At 65.3% G+C, this 18,021-nt stretch carries 14 protein-coding genes and 1 pseudogene; 7 read left to right on the top strand and 8 right to left on the bottom strand.

From position 1 onward, the window contains the following. The first annotated feature begins 284 nt into the window (after nucleotides 1-284). A complete protein-coding gene (gene recG, locus RX327_RS20180; RefSeq protein WP_410712068.1) occupies nucleotides 285-2,357 on the top strand; it encodes an ATP-dependent DNA helicase RecG in 2,073 nt (690 codons plus the stop codon). Nucleotides 2,358-2,466: 109 nt separating this feature from the next. Here the strand turns inward: recG and RX327_RS20175 are convergent, their stop codons facing one another. The 6 genes from RX327_RS20175 to RX327_RS20150 all read right to left on the bottom strand — a co-directional run bounded on the left by RX327_RS20175 (nucleotide 2,467) and on the right by RX327_RS20150 (nucleotide 8,453). After that, a complete protein-coding gene (locus tag RX327_RS20175) occupies nucleotides 2,467-3,264 on the bottom strand; it encodes a DUF502 domain-containing protein (RefSeq protein WP_317246908.1) in 798 nt (265 codons plus the stop codon). Nucleotides 3,265-3,359: 95 nt separating this feature from the next. Continuing rightward, on the bottom strand, nucleotides 3,360-5,186 hold the full coding sequence (gene glmS, locus RX327_RS20170) for a glutamine--fructose-6-phosphate transaminase (isomerizing) (protein WP_317246907.1): 1,827 nt from the start codon (nucleotides 5,184-5,186) through the stop codon (nucleotides 3,360-3,362). Nucleotides 5,187-5,361: 175 nt separating this feature from the next. Further along, a complete protein-coding gene (locus RX327_RS20165; protein ID WP_317246906.1) occupies nucleotides 5,362-6,009 on the bottom strand; it encodes a hypothetical protein in 648 nt (215 codons plus the stop codon). Then, a complete protein-coding gene (locus RX327_RS20160) occupies nucleotides 6,006-6,281 on the bottom strand; it encodes a hypothetical protein (RefSeq protein WP_028332057.1) in 276 nt (91 codons plus the stop codon). The genes RX327_RS20165 and RX327_RS20160 overlap by 4 nt, the downstream gene beginning before the upstream one ends. 137 nt (nucleotides 6,282-6,418) lie before the next feature. Beyond that, on the bottom strand, nucleotides 6,419-7,213 hold the full coding sequence (locus RX327_RS20155) for an adenylate/guanylate cyclase domain-containing protein (RefSeq protein WP_050384717.1): 795 nt from the start codon (nucleotides 7,211-7,213) through the stop codon (nucleotides 6,419-6,421). A gap of 175 nt (nucleotides 7,214-7,388) precedes the next feature. Then, nucleotides 7,389-8,453 carry a carbon-nitrogen hydrolase family protein gene (locus tag RX327_RS20150; protein WP_028332059.1) on the bottom strand — a complete coding sequence of 355 codons (1,065 nt, stop codon included), beginning with the start codon at nucleotides 8,451-8,453 and terminating at the stop codon, nucleotides 7,389-7,391. 277 nt (nucleotides 8,454-8,730) lie between these two features. On the opposite strand from RX327_RS20150, the gene RX327_RS20145 reads away from it, so the two are divergent. The 4 genes and pseudogenes from RX327_RS20145 to RX327_RS20130 all read left to right on the top strand — a co-directional run. Then, the gene (locus RX327_RS20145; RefSeq protein WP_317246905.1) at nucleotides 8,731-9,681 is read left to right on the top strand and encodes a LysR family transcriptional regulator; all 951 of its coding nucleotides are present in this window, start codon (nucleotides 8,731-8,733) and stop codon (nucleotides 9,679-9,681) included. Nucleotides 9,682-9,758: 77 nt separating this feature from the next. Then, nucleotides 9,759-10,085, top strand: a complete 327-nt coding sequence (locus tag RX327_RS20140; RefSeq protein WP_082190599.1) for a DUF485 domain-containing protein — start codon at nucleotides 9,759-9,761, stop codon at nucleotides 10,083-10,085. Between the two features lie 12 nt (nucleotides 10,086-10,097). Further along, nucleotides 10,098-11,681, top strand: coding sequence for a sodium:solute symporter family transporter (locus RX327_RS20135; protein ID WP_317246904.1), 1,584 nt, complete (start codon nucleotides 10,098-10,100; stop codon nucleotides 11,679-11,681). A gap of 243 nt (nucleotides 11,682-11,924) precedes the next feature. Then, nucleotides 11,925-12,785: pseudogene (locus RX327_RS20130) on the top strand (IS30 family transposase); the annotation flags it as partial. A gap of 225 nt (nucleotides 12,786-13,010) precedes the next feature. On the opposite strand, the gene glmU reads toward RX327_RS20130, so the two are convergent. Next, nucleotides 13,011-14,369: a bifunctional UDP-N-acetylglucosamine diphosphorylase/glucosamine-1-phosphate N-acetyltransferase GlmU gene (gene glmU / locus RX327_RS20125; protein WP_317246903.1), complete on the bottom strand. Its 1,359-nt coding sequence runs from the start codon at nucleotides 14,367-14,369 to the stop codon at nucleotides 13,011-13,013. A 182-nt stretch (nucleotides 14,370-14,551) separates the two neighbouring features. Here glmU and RX327_RS20120 point away from each other — a divergent pair, with 182 nt between their 5' ends. Both RX327_RS20120 and RX327_RS20115 read left to right on the top strand, forming a co-directional pair. Beyond that, nucleotides 14,552-15,922: a hypothetical protein gene (locus RX327_RS20120; protein ID WP_050384386.1), complete on the top strand. Its 1,371-nt coding sequence runs from the start codon at nucleotides 14,552-14,554 to the stop codon at nucleotides 15,920-15,922. Nucleotides 15,923-16,016: 94 nt separating this feature from the next. Then, nucleotides 16,017-16,397, top strand: a complete 381-nt coding sequence (locus tag RX327_RS20115; protein WP_317246902.1) for a hypothetical protein — start codon at nucleotides 16,017-16,019, stop codon at nucleotides 16,395-16,397. On the opposite strand, the gene RX327_RS20110 is transcribed toward RX327_RS20115, so the two are convergent. Further along, nucleotides 16,357-17,985 (bottom strand): beta-(1-6) glucans synthase, encoded by a 1,629-nt coding sequence (locus RX327_RS20110; RefSeq protein ID WP_317246901.1) that lies wholly within the window; start codon nucleotides 17,983-17,985, stop codon nucleotides 16,357-16,359. The genes RX327_RS20115 and RX327_RS20110 overlap by 41 nt on opposite strands. Nucleotides 17,986-18,021 lie beyond the last annotated feature (36 nt).

The following is an 18,021-nucleotide window of genomic DNA, read 5'->3' as shown; positions in this document are numbered from 1 at the left end:
TCAAATCCAGTCAAACGCAGAAAGCCCGGACGTGCCGGGCCGGGGTGATATAGCGATGGCGATGGCCGATGTCAGCCCTCATTCGCCGCGTTTTGGGGTTTCCGTGGGCGCATGCCGTCATTGCCGGGCTTGCGCGTCTGTCGAAGCCTTTGCCGAAGACGGGACCCGGCCGACATCAGCTCCAAAAAAAGACGTGGATGCCCGGCACAAGGCCGGGCATGACGGTGTGAAACGGTCTTGGATTCGTCGATGCGCCCAGCCTGCTCAATCCGCTGTTTGCTCCCGTGACCAGCCTGCCCGGCGTCGGTCCGAAGCAGGACAAGCTGTTGCAGTACCTGCTCAGCCGCAGCGAGACGCCGCGGCTGGTCGACCTGCTGCTGCACCTGCCGAGCCAGGTCATCGACCGCCGGGCCCGGCCGAAGATCCGCGATGCGGCCGTCGGAACCATGGTGACGCTGGAGGTCACCGTCGATCGCCACCGCCCGCCCCCGCCGCGCAATGCGCGCGCGCCGTATCTCGTCTACGCCAGCGACGACACCGGCGATGTCGTGCTCACGTTCTTCCGCGCCAAGCCGGGCTATGTCGAGAAGCTGCTGCCGGTCGGCGAGAAGCGTTACGTCTCCGGTACGCTCCAGACGTACGACGGCATCCCGCAGATCGTGCATCCGGACCGCGTGCTCGACGAGGAGGCGATCTCGAAACTGTCGGGCATCGATCCGGTCTATCCGCTGACCGAAGGCCTCGCGCTCGGCTCGCTCCGCCGCGCGATCGCGCAGGCGCTGCAGAAGCTACCCGCCTTGCCGGAATGGATCAGCTCCGAGGTGCTGCGACGCTGCCACTTCCCGACGATCAGGGAGGCGCTGACCCGCGTGCATGTTCCGGTCGAGCTGACCGACATATTGCCGGACCAGCCGTTCTGGTCGCGCCTCGCCTTCGACGAGCTGCTGGCCGGCCAGCTCGCGCTGGCGTTGATCCGCGCACAGCTGCGCCGTCCCGCCGGCGTGCGCAATGCCGGCGACGGACACCTGCGCAACAAGATCATCGATGCCCTTCCCTACGCGCTGACCAGGTCGCAGCAAGAGGCGGTCGCGGCAATCATCGCGGACCTGAAGCAGCCGGTGCGCATGCTGCGCCTGCTCCAGGGCGACGTCGGCTCCGGCAAGACGGTGGTGGCGCTGCTCGCAGCCGCCGCGGTCGCCGAAGTCGGCAAGCAGGCCGCGCTGATGGCGCCGACGGAAATTCTGGCGCGTCAGCACATCAAGACCATTGCCCCGCTGGCCGAGCGCGCCGGCATGCGCGTCGCCATCCTCACCGGCCGGGAAAAGGGCAAGGAGCGGCGCGAGTTGCTGGCACAGCTCGAGGCCGGCGAGGTCGATCTCCTCGTCGGCACCCATGCGCTGATCCAGGACGATGTGATCTTCCACGATCTCGCGCTCGCCGTCGTCGACGAGCAGCATCGCTTTGGCGTGCGCGAACGGCTTGCGCTGACGTCCAAGGGCGAAGCCGTCGACGTGCTGGTGCTGAGCGCAACGCCGATCCCGCGCACGCTGGTGCTGACCTATTTCGGCGACATGGATATCTCCGAGCTGCGCGAAAAGCCCGCCGGCCGCCAGCCGATCGACACCCGCGCCGTCGCCATCAGCCGGCTCGGTGAGGTGATGGACGGTGTCGGCCGCGCGCTCGAAACCGGCAAGCTGGTCTACTGGATCTGCCCCCTGGTCGAGGAATCCGAAGCCGAGGGCACCGAGCACCTGACCAATGCGACCAAGCGTTTCGAGAGCCTGCAAAAACGTTTCGGCGAGCGTGTCGGCCTCGTCCACGGCCAGATGAAGGGCACCGAGAAGGATCGCGTCATGGGCCAGTTCGCCGCCCACGAGATCGGGCTCCTTGTCGCCACCACCGTGGTCGAGGTCGGCGTCGACGTCCCGGCCGCGACCATCATGGTGATCGAGAACGCCGAGCGCTTTGGCCTTGCCCAGCTGCACCAACTGCGCGGCCGCATCGGCCGCGGCTCGGAAGCCTCGACCTGCATTCTGCTCTATGGTGAGCCGCTCGGCGAGATGTCGAAGGCGCGGCTGAAAGTGATCCGCGAGACCACCGACGGCTTCCGCATCGCCGAGGAGGACCTGAAGCTGCGCGGCGAAGGCGACGTGCTCGGCGTACGCCAGAGCGGCCTGCCCGGCTACCGCATCGCGCGTTCGGAGGTGCACGGCCAGCTCATCACCCAGGCCCGTGACGAGGCGCTGCGGATCCTGAAGGACGATCCGAAGCTCAAGGGCGAGCGCGGCGAGGCGCTGCGCGTCCTGCTCTACCTCTACGAGCGCGACGAAGCCGTGCCGCTGATCGGCGCGGGGTAGCGGCCAGCCCATTCATTGCGAGCGCAGCGAAGCAATCCATCGTTCCGCACATGCGGAAGCGTGGATTGCTTCGTCACTTCGCTCCTCGCGATGACGCGGGATACGGGAGCTACTCCACCTTCGCCGGCGCGGGCTGAGTTGCCGGCTGCAGCGAGGCCTGGCTCGCCGAAGCCTGGCTCGCAATGCGCGCAGCATTGGCCATGCCGGCGAGCGCCGCGGCGCGCTTCTGATCATTGGCGCCCGGCTGCACCACGCCGGCCGACATGATCAGCGTCGCGGCATCCTCGGCGGTGAGATCGACCTCGATGATCTTGCTCTTCGGGACATAGAAGAAGAAGCCGGTGGTCGGGTTCGGCGAGCACGGCAGGAACACCGAAATATGCTCTTCCGCTCCGGGCAGGCTGGAGGCGAGTTCGGCGCTTGGCGCTTGCGAGATCAGCACGATCGACCACATGCCCGGCGAGGGAAACTCGACGAGGCCGACTTTGCGGAAGCTCGAGCCCTTGCCCGAGAACAGCGTCTCGAACACCTGCTTCAGGCCGCGATAGATGGCGCGCACCGCCGGGATCCGGCCGAGCAGCCGCTCGCCGAGATCGACCAGGGTTCGCCCGATCAGATTGGCGGTGAGGAAGCCGAGCAGCGTCAGCGCGATGACCGCGACGATCAGGCCGGAACCCGGCAGCCCGAACGGCAGATAGGTTTCCGGCCGGTAGGCCGTGGGCACGAACGGCCGGACCAGATTGTCGACCCAGTTCACGAACCACCAGGTCAGATACAGGGTGATCGCAACCGGCCCGGCCACCACGAGGCCGGTCAGGAAATAGTTGCGAAACCGCGCCATCAGCCCGCGCGGGGCATCCGGGGGCAATTCACCGGTCGAGGCGGGAGGCACTTGGTTGGAGGTCATTGCGGTTCCAGGGTCGTCGAAGCGGCCGTAGTCCACCACCCAGCTAAGCCATTCTGTCGCATTTTTGAAGGGCCGCGTGAAGCCGCGGCTTGCGACTATTCGACCGTCACCGATTTGGCGAGGTTGCGAGGCTGGTCGACGTCCGTGCCCATGACGACAGCCGTGTGATAGGCGAGCAGCTGCACGGGGACGGCGTAGACCATCGGCGTGAAGGCCGCCGCCATGTCGGGCATGACGATGGTGACGAGGGACTCGACGGTCGCCTCCGCGGCGCCCTTGGCGTCCGTCATCAGGATGATGTTGCCGCCGCGCGCGGCGACCTCCTGCATGTTGGAGACGGTCTTTTCGAACACCCTGTCGTGGGGCGCGATGACGACGACCGGCATGGTCTCGTCGATCAGCGCGATCGGCCCGTGCTTGAGCTCGCCCGCGGCATAGCCTTCGGCGTGGATGTAGGAGATCTCCTTCAGCTTCAGCGCGCCTTCGAGCGCCAGCGGGAAGCTGGTGCCGCGGCCGAGATAGAGCACGTCGCGCGACTTGGCGATCCGGTGCGCGAGCTTTTCGATCTGGGGCTCGGTGGTGAGCGCGTCTGCCATCAGGCGCGGGACCTCGACGAGGCCATGGACCAGCCTGGTCTCGTCCTCGTCGGACAGCTCGCCGCGCGCCTTGCCGGCGGCGACCGCGAGCGAGGCCAGCACCATGAGCTGGCAGGTGAAGGCCTTGGTCGAGGCGACGCCGATCTCCGGTCCCGCCAGCGTCTGCAGCACGGTCTCGCTCTCGCGCGCGATCGTGGAGGTCGGCACGTTGACGACGGCGACCGTGTGCACGCCTTGCGCCTTGGCATAGCGCAGCGCGGCCAGGGTGTCGGCGGTCTCGCCGGACTGCGAGATGAAGATGGCGAGATCGCCCTTGCGCAAGGGCGCCTCGCGGTAGCGGAATTCGGACGCGACATCGACCTCGACCGGCACGCGCGCAAAGCGCTCGAACCAGTACTTCGCGACGAAGCCGGCATAGCTCGCGGTGCCGCACGCCGTGATGTTGATGCGCTGGATGGTCTTGAAGTCGAACGGGAGCTTGACCGGCAGCGCGACGCGCTCGGTCGCCATGTCGACGTAGCGCGCCAGCGTGTGGCCGACCACTTCCGGCTGCTCGTGGATCTCCTTGGCCATGAAGTGGCGGTAATTGGCCTTGTCGACCAGCGCCGTTGCCGTCGTGTGCTTGATCGCCTCGCGGTGGACGATGGCGTTGTCCTTGTCGAAGATCGTTGCGCTCTTGCGGGTCAGCACCACCCAGTCGCCGTCTTCGAGATAGCTGATCGTGTCGGTGAACGGGCCGAGCGCGATGGCGTCGGAGCCGAGATACATCTCGCCGTCACCGTAACCGATCGCCAGCGGCGGTCCGTTGCGGGCCCCGATCATGAGGTCGTTGTCGCCGGCGAAAATGAAACCGAGCGCGAAGGCGCCGCGCAGCTGCGACAGCACCGCCCTCACCGCCTCGATCGGCTTGACGCCACCCTTGAGCAGATTGTCGACGAGATGCAGCACGATCTCGGTGTCGGTCTCGGTGTGGAACACCGTGCCGTTCTTCTCGAGCTCCTCGCGCAGCTCGCGGAAATTCTCGATGATGCCGTTGTGAACGACAGCGACGCGCTCGGTCGCGTGCGGATGGGCATTGTTGACGGTCGGCTTGCCGTGGGTGGCCCAGCGCGTGTGGCCGATCCCGGTGTGGCCGCCGAGCGGCTTGGCCTCGAGCCGGACCTCGAGATTCTTCAACTTGCCCTCGGCACGGCGCCGCGCCAGGCCGCCATTCTCGAGCGTGGCGACGCCCGCGGAATCATAGCCGCGATATTCAAGACGTTTGAGCGAATCCACCAATTGCTCTGCAACCGGCTCGCGCCCGAGAATGCCGACAATCCCGCACATGCGGATCACTGTCCCCAAAAATCGCCGAAAATTTGCCAAAGCGGCGACACGGTCCCTTAACGGGAATCGCCGGCCGCAAGATACTCAATAATTATTGCCGATTGCGACAGTCTTAAACGGCAAGGTTGATGCGAAAGGCTGGTTAATCGGGGCTAACCATTTTGGCAAGAGCGCGTCAGCGCGGATCCGCCGGCGCGGGCCACGGTTTCGCCTCCCAGATCGTGGTCCATTCCTGACCCGCGCCGCACGCAGGCGCGCTGACCTCGACGCGAACCACGACAAAGCTTTCGCGACTGGTCACGTCTAGCCGATAGACATGCCGCAGGTGCGGGCTGGGACACAGGTCCGATCCGGTTTCAGCCTGAAACAAGCCGGCCTCCTCCCTCCATGTGATAAATCCTGGAGTGTCCGTCGTACCGAAGCCGTTCAGCGCGACGTACGGAAATTCCATTGGCTTTGGTCTGCTGACGTCGGAAAGATCGAACGCGCGATGCGATCCGGTCATGGAAAGCCGACAGAACATCAGCGCGAGACGGTGCCCGGCCACTTTCATGAAGCGAACCGGCAACTTTTCGATGTCATCCCTGTATTTGCAGCCGGATTGCTCGGCGGCAAGCGCGAGCATCCTTGGCACCAAGGCCGCATCGGAAATTTCGAAGTCCGTGCGTCCATTGGCAAGGCTGCTCCATTCGCGAAGCGCCTCGCGTCGTGCATTGATGCTCGAAGTTTCGTCGCCGCGCGCGACCGACACGAGCGGCGGACCGGCCGTGAGAAGACCTCCGAGCAGCACCTTGATCAATCGAGCGATCAGCCGCGCGCTCACGGTTCCCATCCCCGGCCACGCAGCCAGACGTCGCGGCACGTGACCAGCATGCCGTGCAGTCCGTTCTTGAGGAAAAACAGATAGAGCGCGAACAGCAGCACGAAGCTGGGCCGATCGTCGCCCCAGGAAACGAACTCAGGTTGGTCGTGTGCCTTCCGGGACAGCACCGCCAACTGTCCGGTCTCGGCCCATTGGTAGAGTCGTGCGACGCTGAAGTACGTCACCAGGCTGCAAAAGATTCCGGTCAGAATGGTCGCGGCATGTTTGCGCATGATGCGTGTTTTGCCTCGTCGCCTCCTAAGAGCGATGAAACCGCAGACGGCAAACGTCGCTAACCGCATCAATACGTCATTAACGCCTTTCGGCGAGGCCAGCCGCCGCTGGCGGTAACCGGCGTTCCCAGGACGTCCTAATGCTCAACCCGGTAGAGCCGCCATCGCTCCGGCACGCCTTTGAGCTGGTGCGCGCCGCGGTCCTTGAAGCGGATTTCGGACTTTGACATCAGGTCCTTGACCGCGCTCGAGACCAGCACTTCGCCGGCCCGTGCTTTCGCCGCGACGCGCGCGCCGATGTGAAACGCAAGACCGATCACCTCCGCCCCGCTCACCTTGTATTCGCCCGCGTGCAGTCCGACCCTGATCTCCAGCCCCAGCGTGCGCACGGACTCGCGGATCGCGGTCGCGCAACGGATCCCGGCTGCCGGCGCGCGGAACGTCGCCAGCAACCCGTCCCCGGTCGTCACGACTTCCTTCCCCCGCAAGGCCTTCAGCTCCCTGCGCACAGCGACATAGTAGTGATTCATCACCGTCGCCCAGCGCGTGTCGCCGAGCCGCGCGGCCTTTTCGGTGGATCGGACGATATCGACATAGAGAATCGTGGCGAGCGCCTGCTTGAGCTGCGAGTCCCGATCGACGGTTCGGCGCCGGTTCGCGATATTCCCAGCCAGAGGCTCATAGCGATGGCTGCGTCGCCGCGCGATGGCGGCCTTGGTGTAGTCCTGGGCGCGCTGCACCGTGCGGCAGCGAATGGTTTTTTCCTGCGGTGGAAACGTCCAGTAGACCTTTCGCCCGTCGCCCGCGCCATCAACCTGCACGGCGCCCCATTTCAGGAAAACCGTCGAGCCGGCCCGTCGAATGCACCATGCCTTCGACGTGTATCCGGAAACGTTCGACTGATGGACTCCGATGCGAAGGAATTTTGGCATGAGCGTCCGGCCGATCGAAGAAGCGTTTGGCAGCCTACCCAGGGTAAAGCGTAGCCATACATTCCCGCGTTGGCAACGGTGCAGGTTTGCGGACTATCGAGAGTGCCGGACCGCGATGTCCGCGTAGAGTCCCGCACGCGGACGAAGGATTGTATAAGGCAGCACCAGCGCTTCGTCAGCTCCGGAGGTCGCGCCCCTGCCCATTCGATGCAGCGTCGGCATCGACCGACAGAATTGCCGCGTCTTGCGCTTCCGCTATTGGCTGCTCTGAATCGCGAAATCGAGCCGGGGTCAATCGGCTACGGTCGACCGTCACGCCAAAGATGTCGAAGCGGTTGTAGTAACCGACCACGTCGTGAAACTGTTTCGGCTCGACGCAGCGATTGAGATCGATCTCCGCGTAGGCGATCCCCTCCTCGTCCTGCAATCCATCGCCGAAGACGCTGCCGGTCGGATCGACGAAGAAGCTCGCCGCACGCGGCGTCTGGTCGATCACGTCGGCGATCGTTCGATCGCGTTCAATGAGGAAGGCGCGCATCGCCTGGTCCATGTAGCCGGCGGTGACGATCCCGAATACCTTGGCCTCGAAGCAATGGGCGCTGGCCCGGATGCGGTTGGCGGCCACGTTGTCGAAATTGCCGCCGCCGGCCGGGCGCCGGGTGGGCCACATCGGCGGCCAGCTCGAAATGTGCACCTGCTCGCCCTGCGCCATCAGCGCGAAGCGGGCCAATGGATTGGTATTCTCGCCGCAAATCAACCCGCCGATCCGGCCCTGCCGCGTCTCCGCGACCTTGAGGCCCGCACCATCGCCGGACGACCACACCAGCTTCTCATAGAATGTCGGAACCAGCTTGCGGTGATGGATGAGAATTTCTCCGGTCTCGCCGATCAGCAGGTTCGAGTTCCACAGCCCCCCGACGCTGACGGCCGAGCGCTCGCTGATGCCGATCGAGACCGTGACGCCGAGGGCGCGCGCCTCGGCGCAAAGCCGCGCCACTTCCGGTCCATCCGCCAGCACGGATTGCTCCGCCATGCGCACGAACAGATCGTGGTTGTCGATTGGAGGCCACAGCGCGGCCCAGACCGGAAAGGCGGGAATATAGGTTTCGGGAAACGCGATCAGCTCGGCGCCGGCCCTGGCCGCCTCGCGAATGATGGCGATCGCCTTTTCGGTGGTGGCCCAGCTGTCGAGGAAAACGGGCGCGGCGTGGACGGCAGCAGCCTTGAAACGAGGGAGCATGTCGAAAATCCCGGCCAGAGCGTTTTCCAGCGAAGTGGATACCGGTTCGCATGAAGAAAACGCGTCAAAACAAAAATCTGGAGCCCCCGTTCCGATCCAACCGGAACGGAAGGCTCTAGGATGAGCAGCGCGAAGCGGTATCATCCCTGCCTTGCCGGCGTGCATGGGAATTGTCGCAAGGTCGGTTGCGAAGGATCGGAGCCGCCACGCGGCTGGAACGGGAATTGCTTTGCTGACAAGGGCCGCAATCTCAACGGCCGCAACCTGGAGGCAGATCATGTTCGACACGATCAACTGGGACGATCTGCGGGTGTTTCTCTGCGCCGCCCGCGCCGGCAATCTCAGCCAGACCGCAAAACGGCTGCGGCTCGACCATTCCACCGTCAGCCGGCGCATCGCCCAAATGGAAGCTTCCCTCGGGGTTGCGGTGTTCGAACGCCACCGCACCGGCCTCAAGCTCAACGAAGTCGGCGAGCGGCTGTTGCGTCATGCCGAGCGGGTCGAGAGCGCGGTGATCGCCATCCGCGAGGAGGCCAGCGCCAGCGACACCCAGGAGCTCGTCGGGACCGTGCGGCTCGCCACCATGGAGGGGATCGCCTCGCTCTATTTGGCGCAGCGTTTCGCCAAACTGCGACGCACCACGCCGCAGCTCACCGTCGAACTCGTCACGTCCGCCCAGACGGTCTACGTCCATAAGCGCGAGGCCGATCTGTTCGTGTCCTTCTTCCGGCCGCCCGGTCCGGGCCTGATCTCGGAGCGCATCGGCAAGTTTCGGCTCGGGCTATTCGCGAGCCAGGACTATCTCGACCACCATGGGATGCCCGCAAGCCTGCGCGAGCTGCAGGATCATTGGTTCGTGTCCTATATCGAGGACCTGATCCAGGTCGATTCGGTGCGCTGGCTCGCCGACGTCATCGAAGAGCCGAAAATCGCCTTTCACTCCAACAGCATGATCGCGCAGATGAACGCAGCAGCCGGCGGCATCGGCCTGGTGCTGCTGCCGAGCTTTGCCACAAGGGACCGGCCCGACCTGATACCCGTGCTGCCGGCTCTCGCCGGCACCGTTCGCGAGGTCTGGCTCAATGTCCACAGCGACCTGCAATTCGCTCCGCGCATCCGCGCCGTCCGCGCCTTCCTTAAAAATACCCTGAAGCAGGATCCGGACATGCAGGTCACGCTGGCCGATGTCGTGCCGCAGCCACGCACGGCAGATTGCAAAAATCCATAATTCCCTTCCGTCGGCCCCCGGCTGAAGCTCGTCCGATTGGCGCAAGCAGAGCGCGCTGAAGTTTTGAGGGGGCCGATATGAACGTGATTATTCCCGGCAATGCCGATCCGGCATCGAGCGGCGGCGCATTGGCCAAGAAACAGACCGAGAAGCTCGCCAAGAAACTAGCCAAGAAGCGGCTGACGGTCGCGCTCGTTCTGAGCGTCGCGATGATCGTGATCTATTTCGGCTTCATGGGGCTTTTCGCGTTCGACAAGCCGCTGCTCGGCACCATCCTGATGCCCGGCCTGTCCCTTTGCATCGTGCTCGGCCCGCTCGTCATCATCTCTTCCTTCGTGCTCTGCCTGGTCTACGTGCTGTGGGCGAACCGGGTGTTCGACGCAGGCGTTCGCGAGCTTCGCTAAGGGGACAGGCAAATGGGCAGCAGCACGCTTTCGATCGGGTTCTTCTTCGCCTTCATGGCGTTGACGCTGGCGATCACCTATTGGGCAGCGCGGCGCACGCGCACCACCGAGCATTTCTTTGCCGCCGGCGGCCAGGTCACGCCGTGGCAGAACGGCTGGGCACTCGCGGGAGACTTCCTGAGCGCCGCGGCCCTGCTCGGAATTGCCGGCATCGTCACCTCGAACGGCTTCGACGGCATGATCTATTCGATCGGATGGCTGGTCGGCTGGCCGATCATTCTGTTCCTGATCGTCGAGCCATTGCGCAATGTCGGCCGTTTCACCTTCGCGGACGTCGTGGCCTATCGCCTGCGCCAGCGCCCGGTGCGCCTCGCCGGCGCCATCGGTACACTTGCCGTGATCCTGTTCTACCTGATCGCCCAGATGGTCGCGACAGGATCGCTGATCAAGCTGCTGTTCGGCCTGCCCTACACCTGGTCGGTCATCGTCGTCGGCAGCGTGATGCTGGTCTATGTGCTGTTCGGCGGCATGTTGGCGACGACCTGGGTGCAGGTGGTCAAGGCTGTGCTGTTGATGGGCGGCGGCATCCTGCTCGCCCTCCTCGTGTTGACCCATTTCGACATGAACCCGCTGAAGCTGTTCGCCGCGGCGTCCGAGAAATACGGCACCAGGGTGCTGCAGCCGGGATCGAAGGTGGTCTCGGGTCAATGGGATGCCATCTCGCTCGGGCTCGGCCTGATGTTCGGAACCGCCGCGATGCCGCATGTGCTGATGCGGGCGTACACGGTGAAGGATTCCAAAGCCGCACGGCTGTCGATCCTCTATGCCACCGGCCTGATCGGCGTCTTTCATCTCATGGTCTTCATCATCGGCTTCGGCGCCATGGTGCTGGTCGGCGCCGAGGCGGTGGCCAAGGCCGGCGGCGGCGGCAACATGGCAGCCCCCCTGCTCGCACTCACCGTCGGCGGCAATGCGTTCTTCGGCTTCATCTGCGCGGTCGCGTTCGCGACCATGCTTGCCGTCGTCGCGGGGCTGACACTGTCGGGCGTCGCCACGCTCTGCCACGACGTCTGGACCAATGTGATCCGAAACGGCACCGCTTCGGAGGCCGAGCAGCTCAAGGTCGCGCGAGTCGCGACTGTTCTGATTTCCATCCTCGCCATCGGTCTGGGAATCGCGTTCGAAGGCCAGAATGTCGCCTTCATGGCGGGACTTGCGTTCTCGATCGCCTGCGCCGCCAACTTCCCGTCGCTCGTGCTCGCCATCACCTGGCGCCACTTCACGACGCCTGCTGCCGTGGCGAGCATCCTCGTCGGCACGCTGAGCTCGCTGGTGCTGATCTATCTGTCTCCGACCATCCAGGTCGACATTCTCGGCAAGCCGCTCGCCACGATCGAGCATCAATGGTGGTTCGTGTCGCTGCGCAATCCCGCGATCATCAGCATGCCGCTATCCTTTGCGGTCGCGATCCTGCTGTCGCTGGTGACACGGGAGAAGAACGCAAACCTCGCCTTCGACGAGATGCAGCGGCGCATCCTGCTCGGACCGGTCCAGCCGACCCTCGACGATCCGGGCCAGGCGAAGAATGCGGCATGAACGGGGTCAACCGATCGACGTTGCGGATCGGCCCGTTGCGAACCCCGTCACCCGATGCGGATGTGTGACTCACAGATCGCGCAACACACGCAGTGTCGTCCTGGCGAAAGCCAGGACCCATTACCCCAAATCTTGGTTGTTGCGCGACGCTGGGGCCGCGATCCCGTTCATCACCGAATTCGGTGGTTATGAGTCCCCTGAGTTCGCAAACGAAGTGCAACACTTCCTTGAGGAGGTGTTGCCATGGGGCGGACTTACAAGCAGCTCTCTCTGGACGACCGATGCGAGATTGCCTGCCTATCGGCCAATGGCAGCTCGGTCCGGCAAATCGCGGCAGCTCTGGATCGCTCGCCATCAACGGTCTCTCGGGAACTGAGGCGCAATCGGGGGAGCCAGGTCGGCTACAAGCCAAACTATGCCCAGCACCAGATGCGAGCGCGGCGCTGGACGGGCGGACGCCTCGAACGGGAGCCCGGCCTGCGCCGCGCGGTGTTGGAACGCCTTCGCCGGGGCTGGTCGCCCGAGCAGGTCGCCGGCCGGCTGGCCCGCGAGTCCGGGCGCAAGGTGATCTCGCACGAGACCATCTACCGCTTCATCTATGCCCAACTCAGGCGCACCACGGATTTCAACTGGCGGCGCTATCTGCCGCGCGCCAAGAGCAAGCGCGGCCGCCGCGGCAAGAGGGGCGGCAGCCCCGCAAGCTTCATCGAAGGCCGTGTTTCCTTGGCAAATCGGCCGATCGAAGTGGCCGACCGCAGCGTGCCCGGACACTGGGAGGCCGACCTGATGATGTTCTCGAAATACGGTCAGGCCGTGCTGACCGTGCACGAGCGCACCTCGCGTCTGCTGCTCGGCATCCGCCTTGCCAGCAAGGTCGCGCGCGGTGTCGCCCGCCATCTCGTGGGCTTCTTCGCGACCCTGCCACAGGAGCTGCGCCAGACCGTGACCTTCGACAACGGCACCGAGTTCGCCGGTCACCTGGCGCTGCACCGCCTCTCGATCGAGACCTTCTTCTGCGATCCCCACGCCCCCTGGCAGAAGGGCGGCATCGAGAACGCTATCGGCAGGATGCGCCGCTTTATTCCCCGCAAGACCGATCTCGTAACCCTCTCGACCGCCAAATTCCGCCAGTTCATCGCCGCCTACAACAACACCCCGCGCAAATGCCTTGACTACCGCACGCCTGCCGAGGCCTTTGCTCAAGTGTTGCACTTCGAATGTGAATCTACCTCCTGGCTTTCGCCAGGACGACGGTTGAGGAGGGTGCGGGCTCGTCTCTATCACCGTCATGAAGCCGCGACGCGGCCGTCCCGAAGCACGACGACGGCATCACTTCCCCTTCGCAGCCTTCTCCTTCAGCTTCGCCGTGCGGTAGCGCGCGGCGCCGCCTTCGCGGATGGACTGCTCGCTGCGCTCGAGCGCCATCGCATCGTCAGGAACGTCCTTCGTGATCACCGAGCCGGAGCCGATATAGGCGCCATTGCCGATTTTCACGGGAGCGACCAGCGAGGAGTTGGTGCCGACGAACGCGCCCTTCCCGATCACCGTCTTGTGCTTCTTGAAGCCGTCGTAGTTGCAGGTGATGGTGCCGGCGCCGATGTTGGAGTTGGCGCCGACGGTGGCATCGCCGATGTAGGAGAGATGGTTGACCTTGACGCCGGCCTCCAGCGTCGCCGCCTTGGTCTCCACGAAATTGCCGATGCGCGCGCCGTCGCCGAGCGAGGTGCCGGGACGAAGCCGCGCATAGGGGCCGAGCTCCACCTTCTTGCCGATCGTGGCTTGGGTGATATGCGAGAAGGAATGGATCACGGTGCCGTCCGCGATCGACACGCCGGGGCCGATCACCACGAACGGCTCGATGGTCACGTCCTTGCCGAACTTGGTGTCGGCGGCAAGATAGACGGTTTCCGGCGCGATCAGGGTCACGCCGGCCTCGAGCGCCTGGTTGCGCAGCCGTGTCTGCATCACGGCCTCGGCTTCGGCGAGCTGCGCCTTGGTGTTGATGCCGCGCACCTCGTCCTCGCTGGTCTCGATCACGACGGACTCCAGTCCGAGTTCCCTGACAATGCCGACGGCATCGGTCAGATAATATTCGCCCTTGGCATTGGCATTGCCGATCTTCTCGATGATCGCGAGCGCCTTCTTGCCGTCGATCGCCATCACGCCGGCATTGCACAGATCGATCTTGCGCTCATCCGCACTGGCGTCGGCCTGCTCGCGGATCGCGACCAGCTTGCCGTTCTCGACCACCAGCCGGCCGTAGCCGGTCGGGTCGGCGGCATGGAAGCCGAGCACCGCAAGCGCCGCGCCGTCGCGCAGCGGCGCGCGCAGCCGCGCAAAGGTCTCGGCCGAGATCAGCGGCGTGTCACCGAAGGCGACCAAGAGGTCGTCGGCACCGCGGGCGATCGCCTCGCGTGCCGCCAGCACCGCATGCGCGGTGCCGAGCCGTACGCGCTGCACGAAGGTCTGCGCGTCGGGCCGCACCCGGCGTGCTTCGGCTGCGACCGCCTCATGGTCCGGGCCGACCACGACCGCCAGCTGCGATCCCTCGCCGGAGGCGGCGGCGTTGAGCACAAGCGCCAGCAGCGGCTGCCCGGCCACGGGGTGCAGCACCTTCGGCAGCGACGAGCGCATCCGCGTGCCCTCGCCGGCCGCAAGCACCACTGTCAGGCTCGTTCGCGCAGTCATTCGCAATCCTCGATGTCGCGCGCAGTTCGCGCGCAAAGCTGTCTTCGAGGCCGTCTTTAATTGTTTTCCCCGGCAGAAGAAACCGATTCGCCTCCGTGGCGCTCCGGATTCAAGTTCCCGGTCCATTTCCTGTTAATCTTTGCCTCGTGATTCGGCGGGCCTTGAGGAGGGCCAAGCGGGCTTTGGCCAAAGATCGCGACAATCTGGCGGCGGAATTCGACACCGAGAGCACCACCGGCTTTTTGGCCGAGGAGGATGCTCTGGATCGCCGCATGCTGTGGCGGCTCGGCTCGTGGGGCGTTGCCGCGGTCGGCGCCGTCACCGTCGCGGTGATGGCCAACCAGTCGGCGTTGTCGCTGCGGCGCGACCAGGTCGCCGCAGCGGACCTCGCGCGACAGGCCCAGCAGTTGCAGACGCTGGCGAAGGAGAGCCACAACGAGACGCGCCGGCTCGCGTCCGCGATCGATACGCTTAACGGCGACCGCGACCGGCTGTATTCGCGCGTCACCACGCTGGAGCAGGGTCTCGACTCCGTAACCGGCGCGATCGCGAGGCAGCCGCCGGCACCATCGCCCTTGGCAGCGGCGCCCTCGCCCGGAACCGCCAGTTCGTCGCCCGCCGCCTCCGCGCCAACCGTTGCCGCCGTCGCAACGACGCCGCCGGTCGCGTTGGACAAACCGGCGGCGGTCGACAAGCCCGCAGCCGGCGACAGCAAGGCGACTGGGCCGATCGAGAAGCCGGTTGCGGCGGCCGAAAAGCCGGCAACGGCCGACAAGAAACCGGTGCTCGCGGCCGCCAAGCCGCAGGCCGTCGCGGAGAAGCCGCCAGTCTCCGGCAATTCGCCGCCGAATTCCGCCGCGGCCGCATCGATCGCCAGTCCGATGAGCGCCGCCGCGGCCGGCGCCGAGGATTCCCCCGCAGCGCCGGCGCTGGTCGCGGATAACAAGCCGCTTGCCGACAAGCCGGTCCTGGCATCGCTCGATCCTGCGGCGAACAAGGCAACCGAAGCGGTCAAGCCGCCGACCGCCAACGATGTCACCACCGCACCGATGCCGCCGCTGGTGATCACAGCGGATCCGGACGCCGAGGACGATGCGCCGCAGGCACAGATCCACCGCACCGAGTTCGGCGTCGATCTCGGCACGGCCAATTCGGTCAATGGACTGCGCGCGCTGTGGCGCGGCCTGTTGAAGTCGAAGGCCAACGCGCCGCTGGCGGCGCTGCGGCCGATCATCGTGATCAAGGAGAACAGCAACGGGCTCGGCATGCAGTTGCGCCTGGTGGCTGGACCGCTGAACGACGCCGGCACCGCCGCCAGGATCTGCGCGGGCCTCAGCCTGGTGCAGCGGACCTGCGAGACGGCGATCTATGACGGCCAGCGGCTGGCCCTCAACGAGCCGCCCGCCGGAGCCAAGCCGGCGCCATCGCATCGGCGGGCCGTGCCGAAGCGCGCCGCCGCACCACCATCGCCGCCGCCGCAGCAGCCGGTCGCCGAGGACAAGAAGCCGGAGCCGACCACGATCTCCTCGATATTCCGGCGGAACAGCCAATAATCATGTTGGCCAAGGGATTGTGGCCGGATTTTCAACCGATTTCGATGCTCCGACCGAGCTTGTCCCGCAACCCGATCCCGACCATAGTGCCGCGATGACAAAACCTCCGTTCCGCCTCTCCCCCTATCAGGTCCAGTTCCTGATGGTCGTGGGCTTCGTCACCGTCGGCTACTCGCTCTACGTGCGCTATCTGGCAATCGAGTTCTCTCCCGTTGCGCTGGCCTGCGACGCCGGCGCGCAGACCATGCTCTGCAAGGCTCGCGCGCTGTCGACCGTCCTGTTCAAGAATTCGGTGTTCGGCATCGTCGCGCTGGTGGTGGCGACGCTGAACCTGATGCGGCCGTCGATCGTGCTGCTCACCGTCGGCATCGTCGCCGCCGGCCTCGGCATCGTGCTCTACAACGTCGTGTTGTCGGGCCTTGCGATCGGCCTGTTCATTCTTGGGTTTGCTCGGCCCGCGCCCGCCACAGCGTAGCGGCGAGCAAGAGGTACATCACGCAGGTCCAGTCCGACTGCCAGTTGATCGTGCCCTCGTTGTAGATCGTGTAGCCGGCGGCGATCACCAGCAGGCCGGCGAACACGGATTCCGCGAGCGGCCGGATGCCTTCCTTCGGGCGATTGAGCATGGTCAGCAGCGCGAATGGCACCACCGCCATGGTCAGCGAGGCATACGGGAAATCGCGGTAGCGCGGATCGAAGGTGAAGCCGAGCGCGGTTTCGGCAGCAATCACGGTGGTGATGATCAGCACAATCGCCAACACCGCGCCGATCACGCCCTTGCCGCGATAGTCGCGCGGCCCGACCAGCTCCAGGAAGGTCGGCAGCGACCGCCCGGCGATCAGCGCATGCGCCGTCAGCAGTGGCGCGGCAATGCCCGCCGCGAGCAGCGCGCCCCAATGCAGCCAGCCGCCGACGCCGTAGCTCTCGTAATACATCTTGTCGCCGGCAATCCCGAGCAGCGCCCCCGCCGTCGTCGCCGAAACGGCGACCGCGATCCAGGCCGACGGCCGCGGCGTCCAGGGCCGGCGGCGCAGCGTCAGCCAGGCCGCGAGGAATGTGGCGACGGACAGCGCCATGCCGCCCGCCATCTGTAGCTTCCAGTCCGGATAGTTCGTGATAGCAACGCCGGGCGGATATTTCACCTGCCGCTTGATCGAATCGAACAGGCCCCAATTGCCGCCGACGGTGCCCTCGAGCTTGCGCTTCCAGGGCTGGTCATAGGCCTCGATCAGGTTGACCCGAAAGCCCTCGCGCTTGGCGAGGTCGAGGATCTCGGACACTACCCGCGCCTGGTTGGTGCGCGACGGCAATGCGCCCTCGCGCATGCGCCCCTCGCTCGGCCAGCCGGTCTCGCCGATCAGGATCTCCTTGCCGGGGAACGCCACCACCATGCGCTCGCGGATCGTCTCGACATGGGCGGAGGCGAACTTCGCCTTGACCGGGAAATCCTCCCAATACGGCAGGATGTGGATCGTGACGAAGTCGACCGCGTCGGAGATCTCGCGATTCTTCAGCCAGTACTCCCAGACGTCGGCATAGGTGACAGGAAGATTGCCCGCCGCTGCCTTCACCGCGCGGATGTTGCCGGCAAGATCGGTGGCGGTCATCTCGCCGCGCAGCAGCACCTCGTTGCCGACGATGAGCGTGGTGATGACGCCAGGATACTCCTTGGCGAGCCGGACCGCGATCGCGATCTGCTGCAAATTCTTGAAGCGGTTGCTGCTGAGCCAGATGCCCTGCATCACCTTCAGCCCGACCTTGGCCGCAACGCCGGGGACCTGGTCGAGGCCGTTCTCGATCGAATAGGTGCGCACGCAGTCGGTGACCTTGGCGAGATCGGTCAGATCCTGCTCGATCTGCTCGACTGGAATCTGCGTGGTGGGATCCAATGGCGTCTGCGCGCCGCGGAACGGCGTATAGGACACGCATTGCAGCTTTGCAGCGGGATCGATCGGCGCGCGCACGAGCGTAATCGGCGTGGCGAGCCACCACCACACGGATGCAATCACGGCGAACGAGATCAGGAGAAGCGCCAGCGGCGTACGAAGCGAAATCGGTTCCATCCTCCGGGGGACCGTCGAATTAGCCGGTCACAGCCC

The organism is Bradyrhizobium sp. BEA-2-5, from assembly GCF_032918025.1.
In the GTDB taxonomy this organism is placed as follows: Bacteria; Pseudomonadota; Alphaproteobacteria; order Rhizobiales; family Xanthobacteraceae; genus Bradyrhizobium; species Bradyrhizobium pachyrhizi.
Note: the sequence above shows the minus strand (reverse complement) of the source record. Positions and strands in the feature narration are given on the sequence as shown.

Excerpts from the sequence above, each read along its gene's own strand:
- RX327_RS20175 (WP_317246908.1), bottom strand. The coding sequence starts at position 3,264 with ATGACCTCCAACCAAGTGCCTCCCGCCTCGACCGGTGAATTGCCCCCG.
- glmS (WP_317246907.1), bottom strand. The coding sequence starts at position 5,186 with ATGTGCGGGATTGTCGGCATTCTCGGGCGCGAGCCGGTTGCAGAGCAA.
- RX327_RS20160 (WP_028332057.1), bottom strand. The coding sequence starts at position 6,281 with ATGCGCAAACATGCCGCGACCATTCTGACCGGAATCTTTTGCAGCCTG.
- RX327_RS20155 (WP_050384717.1), bottom strand. The coding sequence starts at position 7,213 with ATGCCAAAATTCCTTCGCATCGGAGTCCATCAGTCGAACGTTTCCGGA.
- RX327_RS20150 (WP_028332059.1), bottom strand. The coding sequence starts at position 8,453 with ATGCTCCCTCGTTTCAAGGCTGCTGCCGTCCACGCCGCGCCCGTTTTC.
- RX327_RS20145 (WP_317246905.1), top strand. The coding sequence starts at position 8,731 with ATGTTCGACACGATCAACTGGGACGATCTGCGGGTGTTTCTCTGCGCC.
- RX327_RS20140 (WP_082190599.1), top strand. The coding sequence starts at position 9,759 with ATGAACGTGATTATTCCCGGCAATGCCGATCCGGCATCGAGCGGCGGC.
- RX327_RS20135 (WP_317246904.1), top strand. The coding sequence starts at position 10,098 with ATGGGCAGCAGCACGCTTTCGATCGGGTTCTTCTTCGCCTTCATGGCG.
- glmU (WP_317246903.1), bottom strand. The coding sequence starts at position 14,369 with ATGACTGCGCGAACGAGCCTGACAGTGGTGCTTGCGGCCGGCGAGGGC.
- RX327_RS20115 (WP_317246902.1), top strand. The coding sequence starts at position 16,017 with ATGACAAAACCTCCGTTCCGCCTCTCCCCCTATCAGGTCCAGTTCCTG.
- RX327_RS20110 (WP_317246901.1), bottom strand. The coding sequence starts at position 17,985 with ATGGAACCGATTTCGCTTCGTACGCCGCTGGCGCTTCTCCTGATCTCG.